This is a genomic window from Novosphingobium sp. SG919 (genome assembly GCF_012932495.1).
Classification (GTDB): Bacteria; Pseudomonadota; Alphaproteobacteria; order Sphingomonadales; family Sphingomonadaceae; genus Novosphingobium; species Novosphingobium rhizosphaerae.
Genome location: NZ_JABCNG010000005.1, coordinates 216,433 through 231,563 on the forward strand (window position 1 = coordinate 216,433; position 15,131 = coordinate 231,563).

At 63.7% G+C, this 15,131-nt stretch carries 13 protein-coding genes; 7 read left to right on the top strand and 6 right to left on the bottom strand.

The window, feature by feature from the left end:
• The first annotated feature begins 113 nt into the window (after positions 1-113).
• Positions 114-1,109: a hypothetical protein gene (locus tag FHT19_RS18920; RefSeq protein ID WP_169476346.1), complete on the top strand. Its 996-nt coding sequence runs from the start codon at positions 114-116 to the stop codon at positions 1,107-1,109.
• Positions 1,110-1,127: 18 nt separating this feature from the next.
• On the opposite strand, the gene FHT19_RS18925 is transcribed toward FHT19_RS18920, so the two are convergent.
• Entirely contained in the window at positions 1,128-1,385 is a 258-nt protein-coding gene (locus tag FHT19_RS18925) for a hypothetical protein (protein ID WP_169476347.1), read from the bottom strand.
• Positions 1,386-1,403: 18 nt separating this feature from the next.
• On the opposite strand from FHT19_RS18925, the gene FHT19_RS18930 reads away from it, so the two are divergent.
• Together FHT19_RS18930 and FHT19_RS18935 are read left to right on the top strand one after the other, a co-directional pair.
• A complete protein-coding gene (locus FHT19_RS18930; protein WP_169476348.1) occupies positions 1,404-2,111 on the top strand; it encodes an HPP family protein in 708 nt (235 codons plus the stop codon).
• 53 nt (positions 2,112-2,164) lie between these two features.
• Positions 2,165-3,043 carry a 3'-5' exonuclease gene (locus tag FHT19_RS18935; RefSeq protein WP_169476349.1) on the top strand — a complete coding sequence of 293 codons (879 nt, stop codon included), beginning with the start codon at positions 2,165-2,167 and terminating at the stop codon, positions 3,041-3,043.
• A gap of 32 nt (positions 3,044-3,075) precedes the next feature.
• Here the strand turns inward: FHT19_RS18935 and FHT19_RS18940 are convergent, their stop codons facing one another.
• The 4 genes from FHT19_RS18940 to hemF all read right to left on the bottom strand — a co-directional run bounded on the left by FHT19_RS18940 (position 3,076) and on the right by hemF (position 9,480).
• Positions 3,076-5,166, bottom strand: a complete 2,091-nt coding sequence (locus FHT19_RS18940) for a bifunctional (p)ppGpp synthetase/guanosine-3',5'-bis(diphosphate) 3'-pyrophosphohydrolase (RefSeq protein WP_168557666.1) — start codon at positions 5,164-5,166, stop codon at positions 3,076-3,078.
• Positions 5,167-5,475: 309 nt separating this feature from the next.
• The gene (locus tag FHT19_RS18945) at positions 5,476-7,710 is read right to left on the bottom strand and encodes a hypothetical protein (protein WP_169476350.1); all 2,235 of its coding nucleotides are present in this window, start codon (positions 7,708-7,710) and stop codon (positions 5,476-5,478) included.
• A 266-nt stretch (positions 7,711-7,976) separates the two neighbouring features.
• On the bottom strand, positions 7,977-8,612 hold the full coding sequence (locus tag FHT19_RS18950; RefSeq protein WP_169476351.1) for a GNAT family N-acetyltransferase: 636 nt from the start codon (positions 8,610-8,612) through the stop codon (positions 7,977-7,979).
• Between the two features lie 4 nt (positions 8,613-8,616).
• The gene (gene hemF, locus FHT19_RS18955; RefSeq protein WP_169476352.1) at positions 8,617-9,480 is read right to left on the bottom strand and encodes an oxygen-dependent coproporphyrinogen oxidase; all 864 of its coding nucleotides are present in this window, start codon (positions 9,478-9,480) and stop codon (positions 8,617-8,619) included.
• Between the two features lie 58 nt (positions 9,481-9,538).
• On the opposite strand from hemF, the gene pdeM reads away from it, so the two are divergent.
• The 4 genes from pdeM to FHT19_RS18975 all read left to right on the top strand — a co-directional run bounded on the left by pdeM (position 9,539) and on the right by FHT19_RS18975 (position 14,360).
• Positions 9,539-10,231 (top strand): ligase-associated DNA damage response endonuclease PdeM, encoded by a 693-nt coding sequence (gene pdeM / locus FHT19_RS18960; protein ID WP_169476353.1) that lies wholly within the window; start codon positions 9,539-9,541, stop codon positions 10,229-10,231.
• Positions 10,232-10,374: 143 nt separating this feature from the next.
• Entirely contained in the window at positions 10,375-10,899 is a 525-nt protein-coding gene (gene infC / locus FHT19_RS18965) for a translation initiation factor IF-3 (protein ID WP_168557660.1), read from the top strand.
• A 241-nt stretch (positions 10,900-11,140) separates the two neighbouring features.
• Entirely contained in the window at positions 11,141-12,637 is a 1,497-nt protein-coding gene (locus FHT19_RS18970; protein ID WP_169476354.1) for a DcaP family trimeric outer membrane transporter, read from the top strand.
• Between the two features lie 163 nt (positions 12,638-12,800).
• Positions 12,801-14,360, top strand: coding sequence for a hypothetical protein (locus tag FHT19_RS18975; RefSeq protein WP_169476355.1), 1,560 nt, complete (start codon positions 12,801-12,803; stop codon positions 14,358-14,360).
• Positions 14,361-14,408: 48 nt separating this feature from the next.
• Here FHT19_RS18975 and FHT19_RS18980 read toward each other — a convergent pair whose 3' ends face one another.
• Entirely contained in the window at positions 14,409-15,035 is a 627-nt protein-coding gene (locus tag FHT19_RS18980; protein WP_168557657.1) for a YceI family protein, read from the bottom strand.
• Between the last annotated feature and the right edge of the window lie 96 nt (positions 15,036-15,131).

The following is a 15,131-nucleotide window of genomic DNA, read 5'->3' on the forward strand; positions in this document are numbered from 1 at the left end:
CAAATTGCCGCCCTTGCACGCGTGCGCAAGCACAAAGCGGCATGAATTTGTTGCCTTCCTACTGGAGACTACCGACGATGCGCCTCTCGCTTCGACACTTGCTCTGCTCTGCCATGCTTGCATCTGCACCGGCGGTTCACGCCGAACCGGCCGGCACTGCCTGCAGCCGCGCTTGCCTGGCCCAGGCGGCGGACCAGGTGCTCGCCTCCATCGTCGCGCACGATCCCGGCGCGGTGCCGTTGGCGCGCCATTATCGCGCCACCGAAAACGGCGTTCCGGCCGCGTTGGCGATGATGACGATCTGGCACACCGCCACGCGCGCCAGTGACAAATTCTATGTCATCGACCCGGAAACCCAGAACCTGTTCCTCCTGGCGAACATCGCCGAGGGCACGCACCAGGCCCTGCTGTTCGGCCGCATCAGGCTCGCGGATCGCAAGATCACCGAGATCGAGTTCTATGTCGACCGATCGCGCAGCGATGGCGGCTTCATGTTCAACCCCAACGGGCTTGCGCATCTGCCCGCTGCGTGGACGCAGAATGTCACCCCCAACCGGCTGCCCGACCGCGCGACATTGCTGCGGGCCGGACGTTCCATTTTCGACACCGCGATCGAAGGTCCGCCCCCGGCGGAAAGCTGCCGCATGATGGAGAATGGCGGCCCCGTTGCCGAAGACGCCGAAGTGCTCAAGGTCATTGGCGGAGACGCTCCGCAGCTTCCGGCCAATCCCGACGGTTCGGTGCCGATTCCTTGCGGCGCGCCGCCGATCCGCCCGACCGACCCGGATGCACGCACCGACATCGTCGATGTGCAGCAGGGGATCGTCGTCAGCATCGGCACCATGTCGGGGCTGGTGCAGCCTTACCTCATTACGCACCCCACCATCTCGGCGTTCGTGCCGACCTCGTTGGGCCAGCCTTATCTCGATCTGCTGGCAGCGCAGCACCGCACCGGCCGATACGAGACGCAGCCCGAGCTTCTGCCCACCCCCGCCTCGATCACCGTGGCGCAGATGCATCGTTATTACGATGGCAAGTTGCAGGGCATGCACTTGCTGGAAAAGCTGGGCCCGATCGGCGCACGTTCGCCCTGGGTTGCCGCGCGATGAAGCTGATCCGACAACGCGTCAGGGTGGTACGCGAACCGTTGGCAGGCAGGTGATGCACCAAAGGCCCGCTATGATTTCGAATATGCGCGCCTTTTCAAGGGTTTGCGTGCGAAAGCCAGGTCGTTCGACAAGGCTCGTCGCTTCGCTTCGTGGCTGTACACCGGCATCATCGTGCGTGTTTTCCAGGGCAAAACCTCTCATGCGGTTGGTAAATTCGGCGCGGGTCGCTATCGGCCGGTAGCGCGCGGCATGGCCTTGATCCAGATTGCCGCCCAAGGATGGGACCGGGGGGCGATGGCCAGGCAGCGAGGCATGAACTGGATGGCGGTGTTCTCCCCTTCCCGCGCTGCCCGCTCGTGGCTGGCGCGCGGGCAGCATCCGCTTCGCTCGTCGATTGGTGCGTGGTTGGGCATGGGCACAAGCCTGGCGCTCGGGACCTGGGCAATGGGGGCGTTTGGAGCGTCGGCGGCGCTGGTCGCGCCGATCGGCGCATCGGCGGTGCTGGTGTTTGCGGTTCCGGCCAGCCCGCTTGCCCAGCCGCGCGCCGTCTTGGGCGGCAATCTCGTCTCGGCCCTGATCGGGATGCTGCTGGCCAGGGTCGGGCTGGAGCCGTGGCTGGTCTTGCCGCTCGCGGTGGGCCTGGCCATTCTGGCCATGCATGCATTGCGATGCCTGCATCCGCCGGGCGGGGCGATGGCGCTGGTCGCGGCGATGGGGGCGCATGGCGCGCCCTGGCCCTGGACATTCCTGCTGTCGCCCGCGGCGAGCAATACGCTGGCGCTGCTGGCGGCGGGGTGGCTGTTCAACAACTGCACCGGCAGCCGCTATCCGCATCACAACGAAACTCTGCCCGAACATGGCGTGCCGATGGCGATCGACTATGATCCTGCCGACCTGGCCACAGTCCTCGATGAATTGGAAGACCGGCCCGATATCAGCACCGAGGATCTCGATTCCATCGTTCGGGCGGTTTTCGTCCGCCATGCCATGCGCAAACCCTGAGGCCGCCTGCGGACCGGGTTCAATTCCGTCCATTTTGGCGGTAGGGCGCGATCATGTCCGCCGTTGCCCCCGACGAATTTGCCCGTGCCGCGCGTTTCCTGGCGGAAAGCGCCGACTATCGCGTGCTGCGGCGCCTGCGCCCCGTGCGCCGGTTCCACCAGGCCGATCCCGGCGCGCCGCTAAGGATCGGGGTCGTGCTCGACGTGGAGACCACCGGACTCGACGCGCAGAGCGACAAGATCATCGAACTGGCGATCCAGCGTTTTCGTTATGATGCGGCGGGGCATATCGTGGAAGTGGGCCAGCCGCGCGTCTGGCGCGAAGACCCTGGGTTTCCGCTCGATCCCCGGATCACCGCGCTGACCGGCCTCACCGATGCCGTGCTCAAGGACCAGGCGATCGACGAAGCCATGGCGCTCGAACTGCTCGCCTCGGCCGACCTGGTGATTGCCCACAACGCGCGGTTCGACCGTCCCTTCGTCGACAAGCGCCTGCCCGCCGCCGCCGGTAAGGCCTGGGCCTGCTCCATGGCCGAACTGGATTGGCTGGCGCTGGGGTTCGACGGGCGGGCGCTGGCCCATCTCGTCGCGCAATGCGGTTGGTTCTACGAGGGGCACCGCGCCGAAAACGACATTCTCGCGCTGCTCACCCTGCTCGCGCATCGGCTGGACGACGACAGCACGATCCTCTCGCACCTGCTCGCCGCGTCGGCGCGCGACAGCTTTCGCGTCAACGCCGTGGATGCGCCGTTCGAAGCCAAGGACCGCCTCAAGGCGCGTGCCTATCGCTGGAACGCAACCCTGCGGTTCTGGACGCGCGACATTTCGGCCGACGAAGCCGAGGCGGAAAGGCTCTGGCTGCGCCAGGAAGTCTATGCCGGGCACGGCGCGGCAGCGTTTCAGCCGCTGACCGCGATCGAGCGCTATCGCTGACCAGGGCGCGCGCCGGCGCGCGGCTGGATCGGCTAGATGCGGTCTGCCTGCGCCACCGCATCGCTGGCGCGCAAGGCGCTGACGATCCGCGTCAGATGGGCCAGGTCGCGCACTTCCAGATCGACCAGATACGTGTGGAACGGGTTTTCGCGCTGGGTCATTTCCAGGTTGACCACGTTGGCGTGGTTCTTGGCAAAGATCCCGGCCATTTCCGCCAGCGTGCCCGGGCGGTTGTAGAGCTCTGCCCGCAGGCGGCCCACGGCGCCGTCGGTGCGCTTGTCCCATGACAGGTCGATCCAATCGGCATCGACGCCATCGGCCAGGCGCTCGCAATCGATCGAATGGACTTCCACGCCCTTGCCCGGCCGGCGCAGGCCGACGATGCGATCGCCCGGCACCGGGTGGCAGCATTCGGCGAGCTTGAACGCCATGCCCGGCGTCAACCCGCGCACGGCGATGGCGCGCTGCTGGCGCGGCCAGTCTTCCGGGTTGGGCAAGTTCGCGGTGCTACCGGGAACCAGCGCTTCCATCACCTGCCGATCATCCAGCTTGGCGGTGCCGATGGCCACCATCAGGTCTTCCTCGCCGTTCATTTTCAGCCGCTTGATCGCATCGGCCAGGGCTTTCTTGCCCACTTGCGTGGGCAGCCGCTCGGTGATTTCCTCATAGAGCTTGCGCCCGATCAGGGCCACTTCGGCGCGTTCCTTCTGCCGCACCGCGCGGCGGATGGCGGCGCGCGCCTTGCCCGTGACGGCAAAGCCCAGCCACGAAAGCTGCGGCTCGGAATTGCGGCTCTTGATGATTTCCACCACGTCGCCATTGCCCAGCGGGGTGCGCAGCGGCACGTGGCGGCCATTGATCTTGGCCCCCACCGCCTGCGCGCCCAGGTTGGTGTGCACGGCAAAGGCAAAGTCGATCGGCGTGGCGCCCTTGGGCAACTGGAACAACGAACCCTTGGGGGTGAAAGCAAAGATGCGATCCTGGTAGATCGCCATCTTGGTGTTTTCGAGCAGCTCGTCGGGATCGTGGCTGGCATCGAGAATCTCGACCAGGTCGCGCAGCCAGCCCACCTGGGCATCGGGCTCCCCGCCCTGCTTGTAGGCCCAATGCGCGGCCAGGCCGTATTCGTTGCGGTGGTGCATCTCGCGCGTCTTGAGCTGCACTTCCACGCGGCGGGCGTTGTTGTAGATCAGCGAGGTATGCAGGCTCTTATAGCCGTTGATCTTGGGCGTGGAGATATAGTCCTTGAACCGCCCGGGGATCATCTGCCAGGTCTGGTGCAGGATGCCGAGCGCGCGATAGCAATCGCCCACATCGTCCACCAACACGCGGAACGCCATGATATCGGTGATCTGCTCGAACGAGACGTGCCGTTCGGCCATCTTCTTCCAGATCGAATAGGGGTGCTTCTCGCGCCCCGCCACTTCCACCCGCATGCCCGCTTCGGCCAGGGCCTGCTTGATCGACAGGGCAATGTCGCCCACCTCGCCCCCGCCCTCGCTGCGGATCGCCGAAAGGCGCCCGGTGATCGTGGCATAGGCTTCGGGTTCCAGTTGCTCGAACGCCAGCAACTGCATTTCCCGCATATATTCGTACATGCCCACGCGCTGCGCCAGCGGGGCATAGATCTCCATCGTCTCGCGCGCGATGCGGCGGCGCTTGTCCTCGCTCTTGATGAAATGGAGCGTGCGCATGTTGTGCAGGCGGTCGGCCAGCTTTACCAGCAGGACGCGCAAGTCCTCGCTCATCGCCAGCAGGAACTTGCGCAGGTTCTCCGCCGCGCGCTCGCTTTCCGTCATCGTCTCGATCTTGGAAAGCTTGGTCACCCCATCGACCAGCCGCGCCACGTCGGGGCCGAACAGGCGCTCGATTTCCTCGACCGTGGCCAGCGTATCCTCCACCGTATCGTGGAGCAACGCGGTAACGATGGTTTCCTGGTCGAGCTTCAGCTCGGTCATCAACCCGGCCACTTCCACCGGGTGCGAGAAATAGGGATCCCCGCTGGCGCGCTTCTGCGTCCCGTGTTTCTGCACGGTATAGACATAGGCACGATTGAGCATGGCCTCGTCCGCCTGGGGAGCATAGGCCAGCACACGTTCGACAAGTTCATATTGGCGGAGCATTACCTGCCCTAGATGGGGGAAAGCGGTGGTCTAGGGCAAGGGGAAAGGCTGGGGGATTTTGGCGATAAGTGTGATTGGGGGGTAACAGTGTCATGCCTTAACAGCCTAGTCTGGACCGGATGGCGTAAGCCCAGGAGACAGAAGTGTGGTGGGCTGCGGGGACGGCAGCAAAACTCGACATTCGCGGCGCCGGCCTGAGCCGTCCTCCGTTCGTGCGACATCTACATGCTCAAATGGCCTAACCTGAGCCGCTGACCGACTGGTTATTTAATCAGATTAGCGTAGCCGCCGTCTCTACAGAAAAATCCCCTAGTTGAGATTGTCGACGGATGACCACAAGGCATCATTCGACGAGCGCAGTTGGTCGAGCAAAGTGAACACTCGCGCCGTCTGGCTACGACTGGGACTGTATATCCAGCCCTCGTCTCCTTTGTGACGATCAAGAATTTTCTCTCTCATCAGTAGAGAAAGAACTTCGGTCGCAAGTTTTTTTGATGCGCCTGCCCCAAATCCACGCAACAATGCTTCTTCTTTGCGACCAGCGCCCTTTTGCTTGAACGTTTTCTTCAATATTCCTACGAGTATTTCATGAGCCGGAGAAAGGCCCGCCTTTCGAATTTGCGCTACTGTCTGAACGCTGTCAAACTGGTCCACCGATTCAAGGCGCACCCACCCGGGAAGGCCTGAAAATGACGCTGCCCCAGAAACCTTCTCGACTAGGGACGTCTGAATCAGCACTTTCGGTGGGGGGGAATTAGGCAAAATTAGATGCCTAATCGTGGCCTCCGAGATCGTCAAATTCGATACGGGTGTGTCATTCAGCGTCAGCTCAGTAAATGTTCCGCCCGAGATAGATAAACCCTGCAGGTCTGCACCCTTAATATCGGCGCGGCAGATGCTGCTTACAATGTCAGACGCCAACGTCGCATTTTTGTCCGCACTGGACCTCGCAGCGATCTGTCTGAACTGGTCCACTCGACTCGTGATGTCAGAAGCCAAGATCGCCTGGCCAAGCGGCTCGAGTGCATTAATCCATGGCTCTACAAACACCTTCTGTCGCTGCGGGTCATCTACGATCGCCAAGGATGCAACGTCTTTGGCCCTCAGACCATCAAGGATAAACATATCTACGAACTGTCGATCTTGAGATTCGGCTCCGATGCGACCTAGGCTTGGCAAGCGCTGCAGCATTGCCGAGGCTTCCTCCACTGGCAATTGCCCAACGACGGCTTCAAACGCATCTTGGAGATCCCGCTGTGAGACCGGGCCGATATTCGCTGGCCGGGTTCTTGTGATCCGGCTCAGGGCTACGAAGACAAGGTAGATCGTGTTAGCGTCAAAAAATGCGTTGATCCGTGCGTCACGCTGGCAAACAACTCGAATAAAGTGATTCCAAAACTCAACCCCTTCGCTTTTTATTGAAAACATTTGCCCCAGTTCATCATCCGAGAGCAAAGCAATCGTCTGACAAATGAGCGGCTTTTTTGGCAGCCACGACGGAAGCTCAATCGCCAGTCCTGCAGCATCAAAATACTGCTCTAGCTCAGTGTCTGTAAATTGATCTTTAGCGCGAAGTATAGTAGTGTTAATACTCGATAAACCTAAAGATGAAAGCATTTCTTCATTAGATGAAAAATAATGCTCCCTGCCCGCAATTAAACATCCTGACGTTGATTTTGTAACAAGGTCCTTTACACCGCTAAGTGCCCTCGCACGCAATTGCCGAAGCCGGCTTTCATCTGTACTCCAGGATTGGCTACCTAATTCGTCGAAGCCATCCAAAAGAAGGATAAGGCTCCCGCGATTGAAAGCACGCACCGTAGCAGCCGCAAGGTCATCAAGGCCGAGTGTATAGGCCCCTCGCCTAATGACTTCATCACCTCTATCCAGCCCCCAGCATTCACGTAAGTTAATTGCGTATGGGAATGGGAACGTAACATCCCAATTTTTCGAAAGATAGGAAAATATCTCTCTAATACATCTGCTTTTCCCAGAGCCATATTCACCAAGCAAGACAATATTATGTCCATTAAGTAGAATTTGTGCAATATCAGGCACAGAGATGTCTGGGCCTCCACCCACTCGCTCATAGTTGACGGAGACGTATTTCACCGTATCGATCCCACCGGTCACCGGATCGATCGAACTTCCAAACGATGCAGCAAGCCGTGCGTCTTTGTATCGGGGAAACTCAAAGTAAGTGGCTGCAAACTGGTTGAGGGATGCCACGACCACCTTTGCAGCGGCGGCGGCATCGAGCATCGCCTGAGTCGGCTCCCTCGATAGAACTATGAAGCCTCTAAGTAAGGTAGCCTCAACGGCGAGAGTCTGCCGGGCGAGCGTTAAGCGGGTGATGCCCTGACGCACCTTATCGAGATCATGCTGGATACTGATCTCGATGGCTGCGGTCTCCAATTCACTGATCTCGACGAGGCCGTCGAAATTCACTCCAGCGATACGGCCGGGATCGCAAGGGCGGCCGAAAATCAGTGCAGCAATACCCCGCACTTGTTCTTCAAACGTTTTCCATCTGGGCTCGACCATCTGCTTCCCCCGTACGTTACCTTTTACAAGAGCGGCGAACAGAGGTGATTGCAAGCATTGAATGCCCCCTAGTTTTCTAGGCGTCTTCAGCGCTCAAATCTGCTGCCGCTTGAACTCGGCGGGAGAGACATCTCATAGCCATCAAACGGCGGGTTTCAGCTTCGGTTTGTTGAATTGCGAGGCTAGCGTAGTGCCGAAAAACAAGACAGTGGCAGTTATCCGCAAGTCGGTTGCGCAACCTGTGACTCCGATTCACTCCCAAATCGTCACCCCACCCCCAAAACCGGCACCTGCGGCGCTTCATCCCCCAGCAGCCCCAGCCCACGCGGGTCGGGAAAGACTTCCACGAAGCGCGCGTAAGGCGCGAACCCCTGCGCCATATAGAACGGCAGCGCGCTCGGCCCATCGAGCGTGCAGGTGTGCACCCAAACGCGGCCTACGCCATCATGGCTCCACGCCTTTTGCAGGGCGCGGCGCATCAGCCATTTGCCGAAGCCTTTGCCGGTGGCGCCGGGGATCAGGCCGAAGAAGGCGATTTCCGCTTCGCCGGGCTTGCGGAAATCGAGTTCCAGCATGCCCACTTCCACCCCGGCGCGGTCGGCCACGGCGTAAATCTCCACCTGGGGATCGTGGATGATCGCGGCGAGCGCGGCGTCGTCGAGCGCGAGGCGCGACCACCACAGCCACTTGGCGCCCACGCGGCGGTAGAGCAGGCGGTACTTGGCCGGGTCGGCCGCTTTCCAGCGCACCAGTTGCAGCGGCACCTCGGCCTCGGGCACCAGCCGCTTGAGGCTGGCGGGCGCCTCGCGCATGTCCAGCGCGGTGACCACGGCGGCAAGGTCGCCCGGCGCGAGCGCGTGAAAGCCCTGCCCCAGCGGCGCGGCAACGTCGGCAATGGCCATGGCGTCAGCTCCACACCGCGCGCGGCGGCAGGCTCATCAGGATGGCCTCGATATTGCCGCCGGTCTTGAGGCCGAACAGCGTGCCCCGGTCATAGACCAGGTTGAATTCCGCATAGCGGCCGCGCCATTCCAGCATCTGCTGCTCGTCCTGCGCGGTAAAGGCCTGGCCCATGCGGCGGCGCACCAGGCGGGGATAGACATCGAGGAACGCCTCGCCCACGTCGCGCGTCAGAGCAAAGTTCGCCTCGAACGCGGCGTCGCTGTCGCATTCCAGGTGATCGTAGAAAATGCCGCCCACGCCGCGATGGACCTTGCGGTGGGGGATGTAGAAGTATTCGTCCGCCCAGGCCTTGAACCGGGGGTAATAGGCCGGATCGTGCGCATCGCAGGCCGCCTGGAAGCGGGCGTGGAAATCGGCGGTATCTTCGGCATAGGGCAAGGGCGGATTGAGATCGCCGCCGCCGCCGAACCAGGCCTTGCGCGTGGTGAGGAAGCGCGTGTTCATGTGCACGGCCGGCACATGGGGATTGGCCATGTGCGCCACCAGACTGATGCCGGTGGCGGTGAACGTAGGGTTTTCGGGGTCCGCGCCGTTGATGGTGCGGGCAAATTCCGGGCTGAACGCGCCGTGCACGGTGGAGACGTTGACGCCCACTTTCTCGAACACCTGGCCTTTCATCAGGCCCTGCACGCCGCCGCCGCCGTTTTCCACCGGCTCGCCCTCGTGCTCGCGGTTCCACGGGCGATAGGTAAAGCGCGCGTCACTGCCCGCCTCCCGCTCGATCGCCTCGAATTCCGCGCAGATCCGGTCGCGCAGGCTTTCGAACCAGGCGCGGGCGCGGGCGGTGTGGGTGGTCCAGTCGGTCATGCCATCTCCTTGGGTACCAGCGCTTGCCAAATCGGCGGGGCTGCGGCAAGGGAAAGCCATGGTTCCCCTTTCGTTCGCCCCCTTCCCCTTTGCCGGCCAGGAATGGCTGCTCGGCCCGGCCCGCGCGCTGGTGTGGCCGGCGCAGCAGGCGCTGCTGGTGGCCGACCTCCACCTGGAAAAGGCCAGCTGGTTTGCGCGAACCGGCCAGATGCTGCCCCCCTATGACAGCCGCGAAACGCTGGACCGGCTGTCTGCGCTGATCAGCCACACCGGCGCGCGGCGTGTGTTCTGCCTGGGGGACAATTTCCACGATGCCCATGGCCCTGCCCGGCTGGAGCCGCGCGCGGCAGAGCGGCTGGCGGCACTGGCCGCGCGGGTGGACTGGGTGTGGATCACCGGCAACCATGACGAAAAGGATGGGGCGGCATCAGGGACAATGCTGGCCGAACTGGAAGTGGACGGGATCGTGCTGCGCCACGAGGCGCAGGCCAGCGAAACCCGGCCCGAGCTTTCCGGCCACTTCCACCCCTGCCTGCGCCTGGCCACGCGCGGCCGCCGGGTCAGCCGCCCCTGCGCGGTGATGAGCGAACGCAAGCTGATCCTGCCGGCATTCGGCGCGCTGACCGGCGGCCTCGATGCTGCGCATCCCGCGCTGCTCAAGGCAATGCAACCGGCGCGCAGCATCACGGCACTGGTGCCAACGGCCGCACGTGTGGCCCAATTCCCACTGTGGCAGGCCGCTGCGGCTTGAAAGACACCGATTGCAGGCCCACATTCGCCCGAAGGCCCTTTATCTACCGCGCTGTTGTGATATGAGCGCGCCTTGAGTCCTTTCCATGACTCGCACCCGGATCAACTTCAGGAGATAGCACTATAGCTCCCCCGCCCCGGCGCATGTTGGCGCCCCCCGTCAAGAGCGGCCCTCGCTACAACCAGATGATCAACGTGCCCAAGGTGCGCGTGATCGACGAAAACGGCGAGAATCTTGGCGTGATGTACACGCGTGAAGCGATCGATCAGGCAGCCGAAGTCGGCTTGGACCTGGTCGAAGTCTCGCCCAACGCCGATCCGCCGGTGTGCAAGTTCCTCGACGTGGGCAAGTTCCGCTACGAGGCGCAGAAAAAGGCCAACGCCGCCCGCAAGAGCCAGAAGACGCAGGAGATCAAGGAGATCAAGATGCGTCCGAACATCGATGATCACGACTATGACGTGAAGATGCGCAATGTGCATCGCTTCATCGAGGATGGGGACAAGGTGAAGGTCACCCTGCGCTTCCGCGGCCGTGAGCTTTCGCACCAGCAGCTGGGCATGAACCTGCTCAAGCGCGTGCAGGAAGATGTCGCTGAAATCGCCAAGATCGAGGCGTTCCCCCGCATGGAAGGCCGCCAGATGCTGATGGTGCTCGCCCCCAAGGGCTGAACCCATCGGCCCCGGTCGAGCCGGAAAAGCCCAAACCAAAAAAGGCGCGCCCTGCCGGGTGCGCCTTTTTTGTGGCCTGTGTGAGAAGCGGTTTTGCAAGGCGGCAAACCGTTGGACAAAATACGCAATTATCCTTATACATTCCCGCAATAAAACGCTTGCCAGACAAAGCAACGCATCGGGTCGCACCGCATGCCGCCGCCAGGCGGTTCAAGGTTTCATCTTCGGACCAGGTGCCCCTTTGACCCAATCTCCTCGCTTCCCCGCCTTGCTGATGGCCGCCACCATGCTGGCCACGCCCGCCCTTGGCACCCCGGCCTTTGCCAGCCCGGCGGCGGCAGACAATGCTGCCCAGGCGCCCGACGACCCGCAAAAAGCGCTGGAAGCGCGCATTGCGCGGATCGAAGCGCAGATGGCGCAGATGCAGGACGACCTGGCCGCAGCACGCCAGGAACTGGCCGCCGCGCGCGCCACACCCCAAGGCGGCCCCGCACCTGCTGTTGTAGCGCCAACGCCAACGGCCTTGGCTGCCGCCTCGGCACCCACAGCGGAACGGGCACATGGTGCAATCACCCCCGATCGCCCGGCGTCGCCGCGCGATGAGGGCCAGCCGGCGATACGCCTGGGCGGCACGATCAAGATGGTGGCGTCGATCGCACGGGTGGAATCCACCAGCCTGGCCAACAATGCGCTGGGGCGCGACATCTATGTGCCCACCATGATCCCATCGCCAACCGGCAGCGGCCGGCGGTTTACCAATACCAGCCTGCGCCAGACCGAGCTGCACCTGTCCACCCACCACATCGTGGCCGGCCACACCATCGACGGCTATGTCGAGGTGGATTTCCAGCCACTGCCGGGGCCCGATGCCGACCTGACGGTGCCCAACCGCGAAACGCCCTATCTGCGCCGCGCGTTCGTGAAAGTCGATCGCTGGACAGTGGGCCAGGACTGGACCACGTTCCAGTTCACCGGGGCCTTGCCGGAATCGACCGACTATATCGGCGCCACCGAAGGACTGGTTTTCGTGCGCCAGCCCCTGGTGCGCTATTCCCAGCCGCTGGGCGATGGCCTGGCGCTGCATGTTGCGCTGGAAAAGCCGGAAAGCCATGTGGCGGAAACCAGCAGCAACGGCTGGGCAGACAACCATCGCTCGCAAAAGCCGGACCTGGCCGCGCGGCTGGGCTGGAGCGGGCGCCAAGGCGAACTCTCGCTGGCCGGGCTGGCCCGCGAGATCCACGGCGAAGCCGGCAACTTCCGCCGGCTGGGCGTTGGCGGCAGCCTGGGTGGCAAGATCTGGCTGGATGAAGACCAGGGCGCGGACTTGCGGTTCATGATCACCTATGGCCGCAACATCGGGCGCTATGTCGGCCTGGGCTCGACCGATCTGGCCCAGGAATATCAAATGGTGGGCAACGGCGTGCGCGCCAGGGGCTATGGCAACATCGACACCGCGGCCGTCATGGCGGCGCTGCACGTGCCGCTGGGGTCGACGCTCCGCGCCAACCTGATCGGCGCCTGGCAGAGCAACCATTACGAGATGCTGCCCGGCATGAACCAGGTCTATGCCAACGGCAATACCCACACGGTGTGGAGCACCGCGTTCAACCTGTTCTGGTCGCCGCTTCCCGCCATCGACATCGGCTATGAATATCGTCACGCCCGCAAGACCTTCATAACCGCGGCACCGGCCGGCACGCTCGACAAGCTGGAACTGGCCGGCAAGTACCACTTCTGACGCGCGAAAAGGGGCCGGGCGGCGCGGCGTTTCATCTGTTTGCGGATCATCACCGGCATCGGCGCGTTATGGGCCGATGAATGCGCGAGCCAACGTGGGTTCAGGCTGCTGCGAGCATCGTGGCAAGCAACACCGCGCGATCGGCGCAACAGGATGAAACGCCATGTCGAAATGCCAGACAACGCTCAAAATCGCCCTGGCCAGTGCCATGGCGATAGCTCTGACCGCCTGCAACAAGGCTGACACGCCCGAAGCGAGCCCTTCGGCCCAGGCCAGCGGCGCGCTGCCGGCATTGCCGGCGGCGGTGCCGCTGCAACCGGGCGCCGCCACTGCAATGGCCCCCGCGCCGGCGGCCCAGGCCCTGCCGGTGCAGCAGCGCGTGCGCGTGGCGCAGGTGCAAAACCGCAGCGATGCCTATGCCTATCTCGATCGCGCCCAGAGCGTGACCCAGGCGATCGGCGATGCGCCGCCGGATTACACCTATGACGATGGCGGCGTCAGCCCATGGGTCTGGCAGACCAGCCAGGGCGATCGCCGCTATGCCGAACCGATCGATGGCGGCTATCGCTATTACTATTACCAGCCGGGCGCCGATACGCCCTACCTCGTGCGCGACCCACAATACAGCTACGCCTATTCGGGGCCGCAACTGGTGGCTGTATATGACCAGCGCGGCGGCCTGTTGCCGTCAGATGTCTATGAACGCCGCGCCGATTACGCGTCGCGCTATTATGATCGCGCCAATTATCTTTATCGCCTTTCGCGCGAGCGCGAGCATCGCGGGGTGATTGCCGCGAACTGGGCCGCGCGCCGCGCCGAAATCGCGGCTTCGCGCGCGCAATGGGCGCAAGACATGGCCGAGCAGGACCAGTGGCGCGCCTATCACCAGGCGCACGAGGCGCAGGAGCGCGCGCACTGGCAGGAAGAAAGCCAGCGCCGCGCGGCCGAGGCACAGCGTTTCGACCAATGGCAGCGCGTGGGCTTCCGCTCTGCGCCGCCGCAGCCGGTCAACTATGCACCGCCGCAGCGCGAGCCGCGCGCGTCCAGTTGGATGCCAAGCTGGCTTGGTGGCGACCGCCAGGCGCAGCAGGATGCCCGGCGCCGCCAAGACCTGCAGCGCCAGCAGCAGCAACAACAACAGCAGCGCGACCAGGCCCGGCGCCAGCAGGACCAGCAGGCGGCAATCCAGCGCACGCAGCGGCAAATCGCCGCGCAGCAAGCCCAGCAGAATGCGCGGCAACAGAAGATCGCCCAGGAACAGGCCCGCCTGTCGCAGCAGCAGGCCAGGCTCCAGGCGGCCCGCCAGCAGACCATGCAGCGCCAGGCAGAACAGCAGCGCAAGGCGGCCATGCAGCAGCAGGCCCGCGCTGGGGCGCAGGCCAAGGCCCTCGCCCACGCCAACGCCGTACAGGCGGCCCGTACCCAGGCCCAGCAACGCGCGGCGCAACAGCGTACAGCACAGCAGCAAAAACAAGCGCAGCAGCGCCAGATGCAGCAAGACCGCGCGCGCCAGCAGGCGATCCAGCGCCAGGCCGCCCAGGCGCAGCGCCAAGCCGCCCAGGCAAAACGCGAAGCCGCAGCCGCACGCCAGCAGGCACAGCAAGCGCAGCATCAGGCGCACGCGGCAGCCAAGCGCCAGGAAGCCCAGGCCCGCGCCGCGGCGCAGCGCGCCGCCCGCGCGCAGCGCCCGCATCCCGAGGGTGGGGAGCGGCATCCGGGGTGAAGCGGCAGGGCGGGCAGCGCTTCTTCCCGCGCCCGCCCGCGCCAAGGCTTAGCCGCCGCGCGTGAGCGATACGGCGATGCTGATCCTGACGTCATCGCCCACGAACGGCGCATACTTGGTCATGCCGAATTCGGAACGATGGACCACGCCGGTCGCGTTGACTGCCAGGGCCCCGCCATCCGCCTGGTTGCCTTCGGCAAACGTGGCCTCCAGCAGCAACGGCCGCGTGACGCCATGCATAGTCACTTCCCCCTCGATCCGCGCGGTGCGCGGGCCGGTGGCGATCAACTTGCGCCCCTGGAAACGGATGGTGGGAAAGCGCGCCACGTCGAACAGGCCCGGCCCCTTGAGTTCATCGTCGAATTCGCCGTCCTGCGTGGCGATGGCCGTGGCCGGCATCACCACGTCGAGCGCAAGGGCATCTAGGTTTGCCGGATCGATAGTGATCGTGCCCGTCGCTCCAGGCACAGTGCCCTCGATGTGGTTGACGCCCAGATAGCGCACGCGGAAGCGCGCCATGGTCTGCGCGGGGTTGACCGTGTAGCGCCCGGCCGGAAGACCCTGGAGCATGGCGGGCACGGCCGGCGCCTGGGCCAGGGCCGGCGCATTCGCGGCCACCGGCAAAGTGGCAGCGGCAAGCGCGCCAGCGAACAAAGCTTTCCAACGGCGTGACATGGCAGACGCACTCCCGGCCGGTGACCGTCTGGCGGCACAATAATCGGCCCATGGCTGGTGCCAAGTGTATCATGACTGCCCGATGTATGACGGCAG

What these genes read in the sequence shown, in the direction of transcription:
- FHT19_RS18950 (WP_169476351.1), bottom strand. Translation starts at nt 8,612, where the DNA reads ATGGCCATTGCCGACGTTGCCGCGCCGCTGGGGCAGGGCTTTCACGCG.
- pdeM (WP_169476353.1), top strand. Translation starts at nt 9,539, where the DNA reads ATGGTTCCCCTTTCGTTCGCCCCCTTCCCCTTTGCCGGCCAGGAATGG.
- FHT19_RS18975 (WP_169476355.1), top strand. Translation starts at nt 12,801, where the DNA reads ATGTCGAAATGCCAGACAACGCTCAAAATCGCCCTGGCCAGTGCCATG.
- FHT19_RS18935 (WP_169476349.1), top strand. Translation starts at nt 2,165, where the DNA reads ATGTCCGCCGTTGCCCCCGACGAATTTGCCCGTGCCGCGCGTTTCCTG.
- infC (WP_168557660.1), top strand. Translation starts at nt 10,375, where the DNA reads ATGTTGGCGCCCCCCGTCAAGAGCGGCCCTCGCTACAACCAGATGATC.
- FHT19_RS18945 (WP_169476350.1), bottom strand. Translation starts at nt 7,710, where the DNA reads ATGGTCGAGCCCAGATGGAAAACGTTTGAAGAACAAGTGCGGGGTATT.
- FHT19_RS18920 (WP_169476346.1), top strand. Translation starts at nt 114, where the DNA reads ATGCTTGCATCTGCACCGGCGGTTCACGCCGAACCGGCCGGCACTGCC.
- FHT19_RS18930 (WP_169476348.1), top strand. Translation starts at nt 1,404, where the DNA reads ATGGCCAGGCAGCGAGGCATGAACTGGATGGCGGTGTTCTCCCCTTCC.
- hemF (WP_169476352.1), bottom strand. Translation starts at nt 9,480, where the DNA reads ATGACCGACTGGACCACCCACACCGCCCGCGCCCGCGCCTGGTTCGAA.
- FHT19_RS18940 (WP_168557666.1), bottom strand. Translation starts at nt 5,166, where the DNA reads ATGCTCCGCCAATATGAACTTGTCGAACGTGTGCTGGCCTATGCTCCC.
- FHT19_RS18980 (WP_168557657.1), bottom strand. Translation starts at nt 15,035, where the DNA reads ATGTCACGCCGTTGGAAAGCTTTGTTCGCTGGCGCGCTTGCCGCTGCC.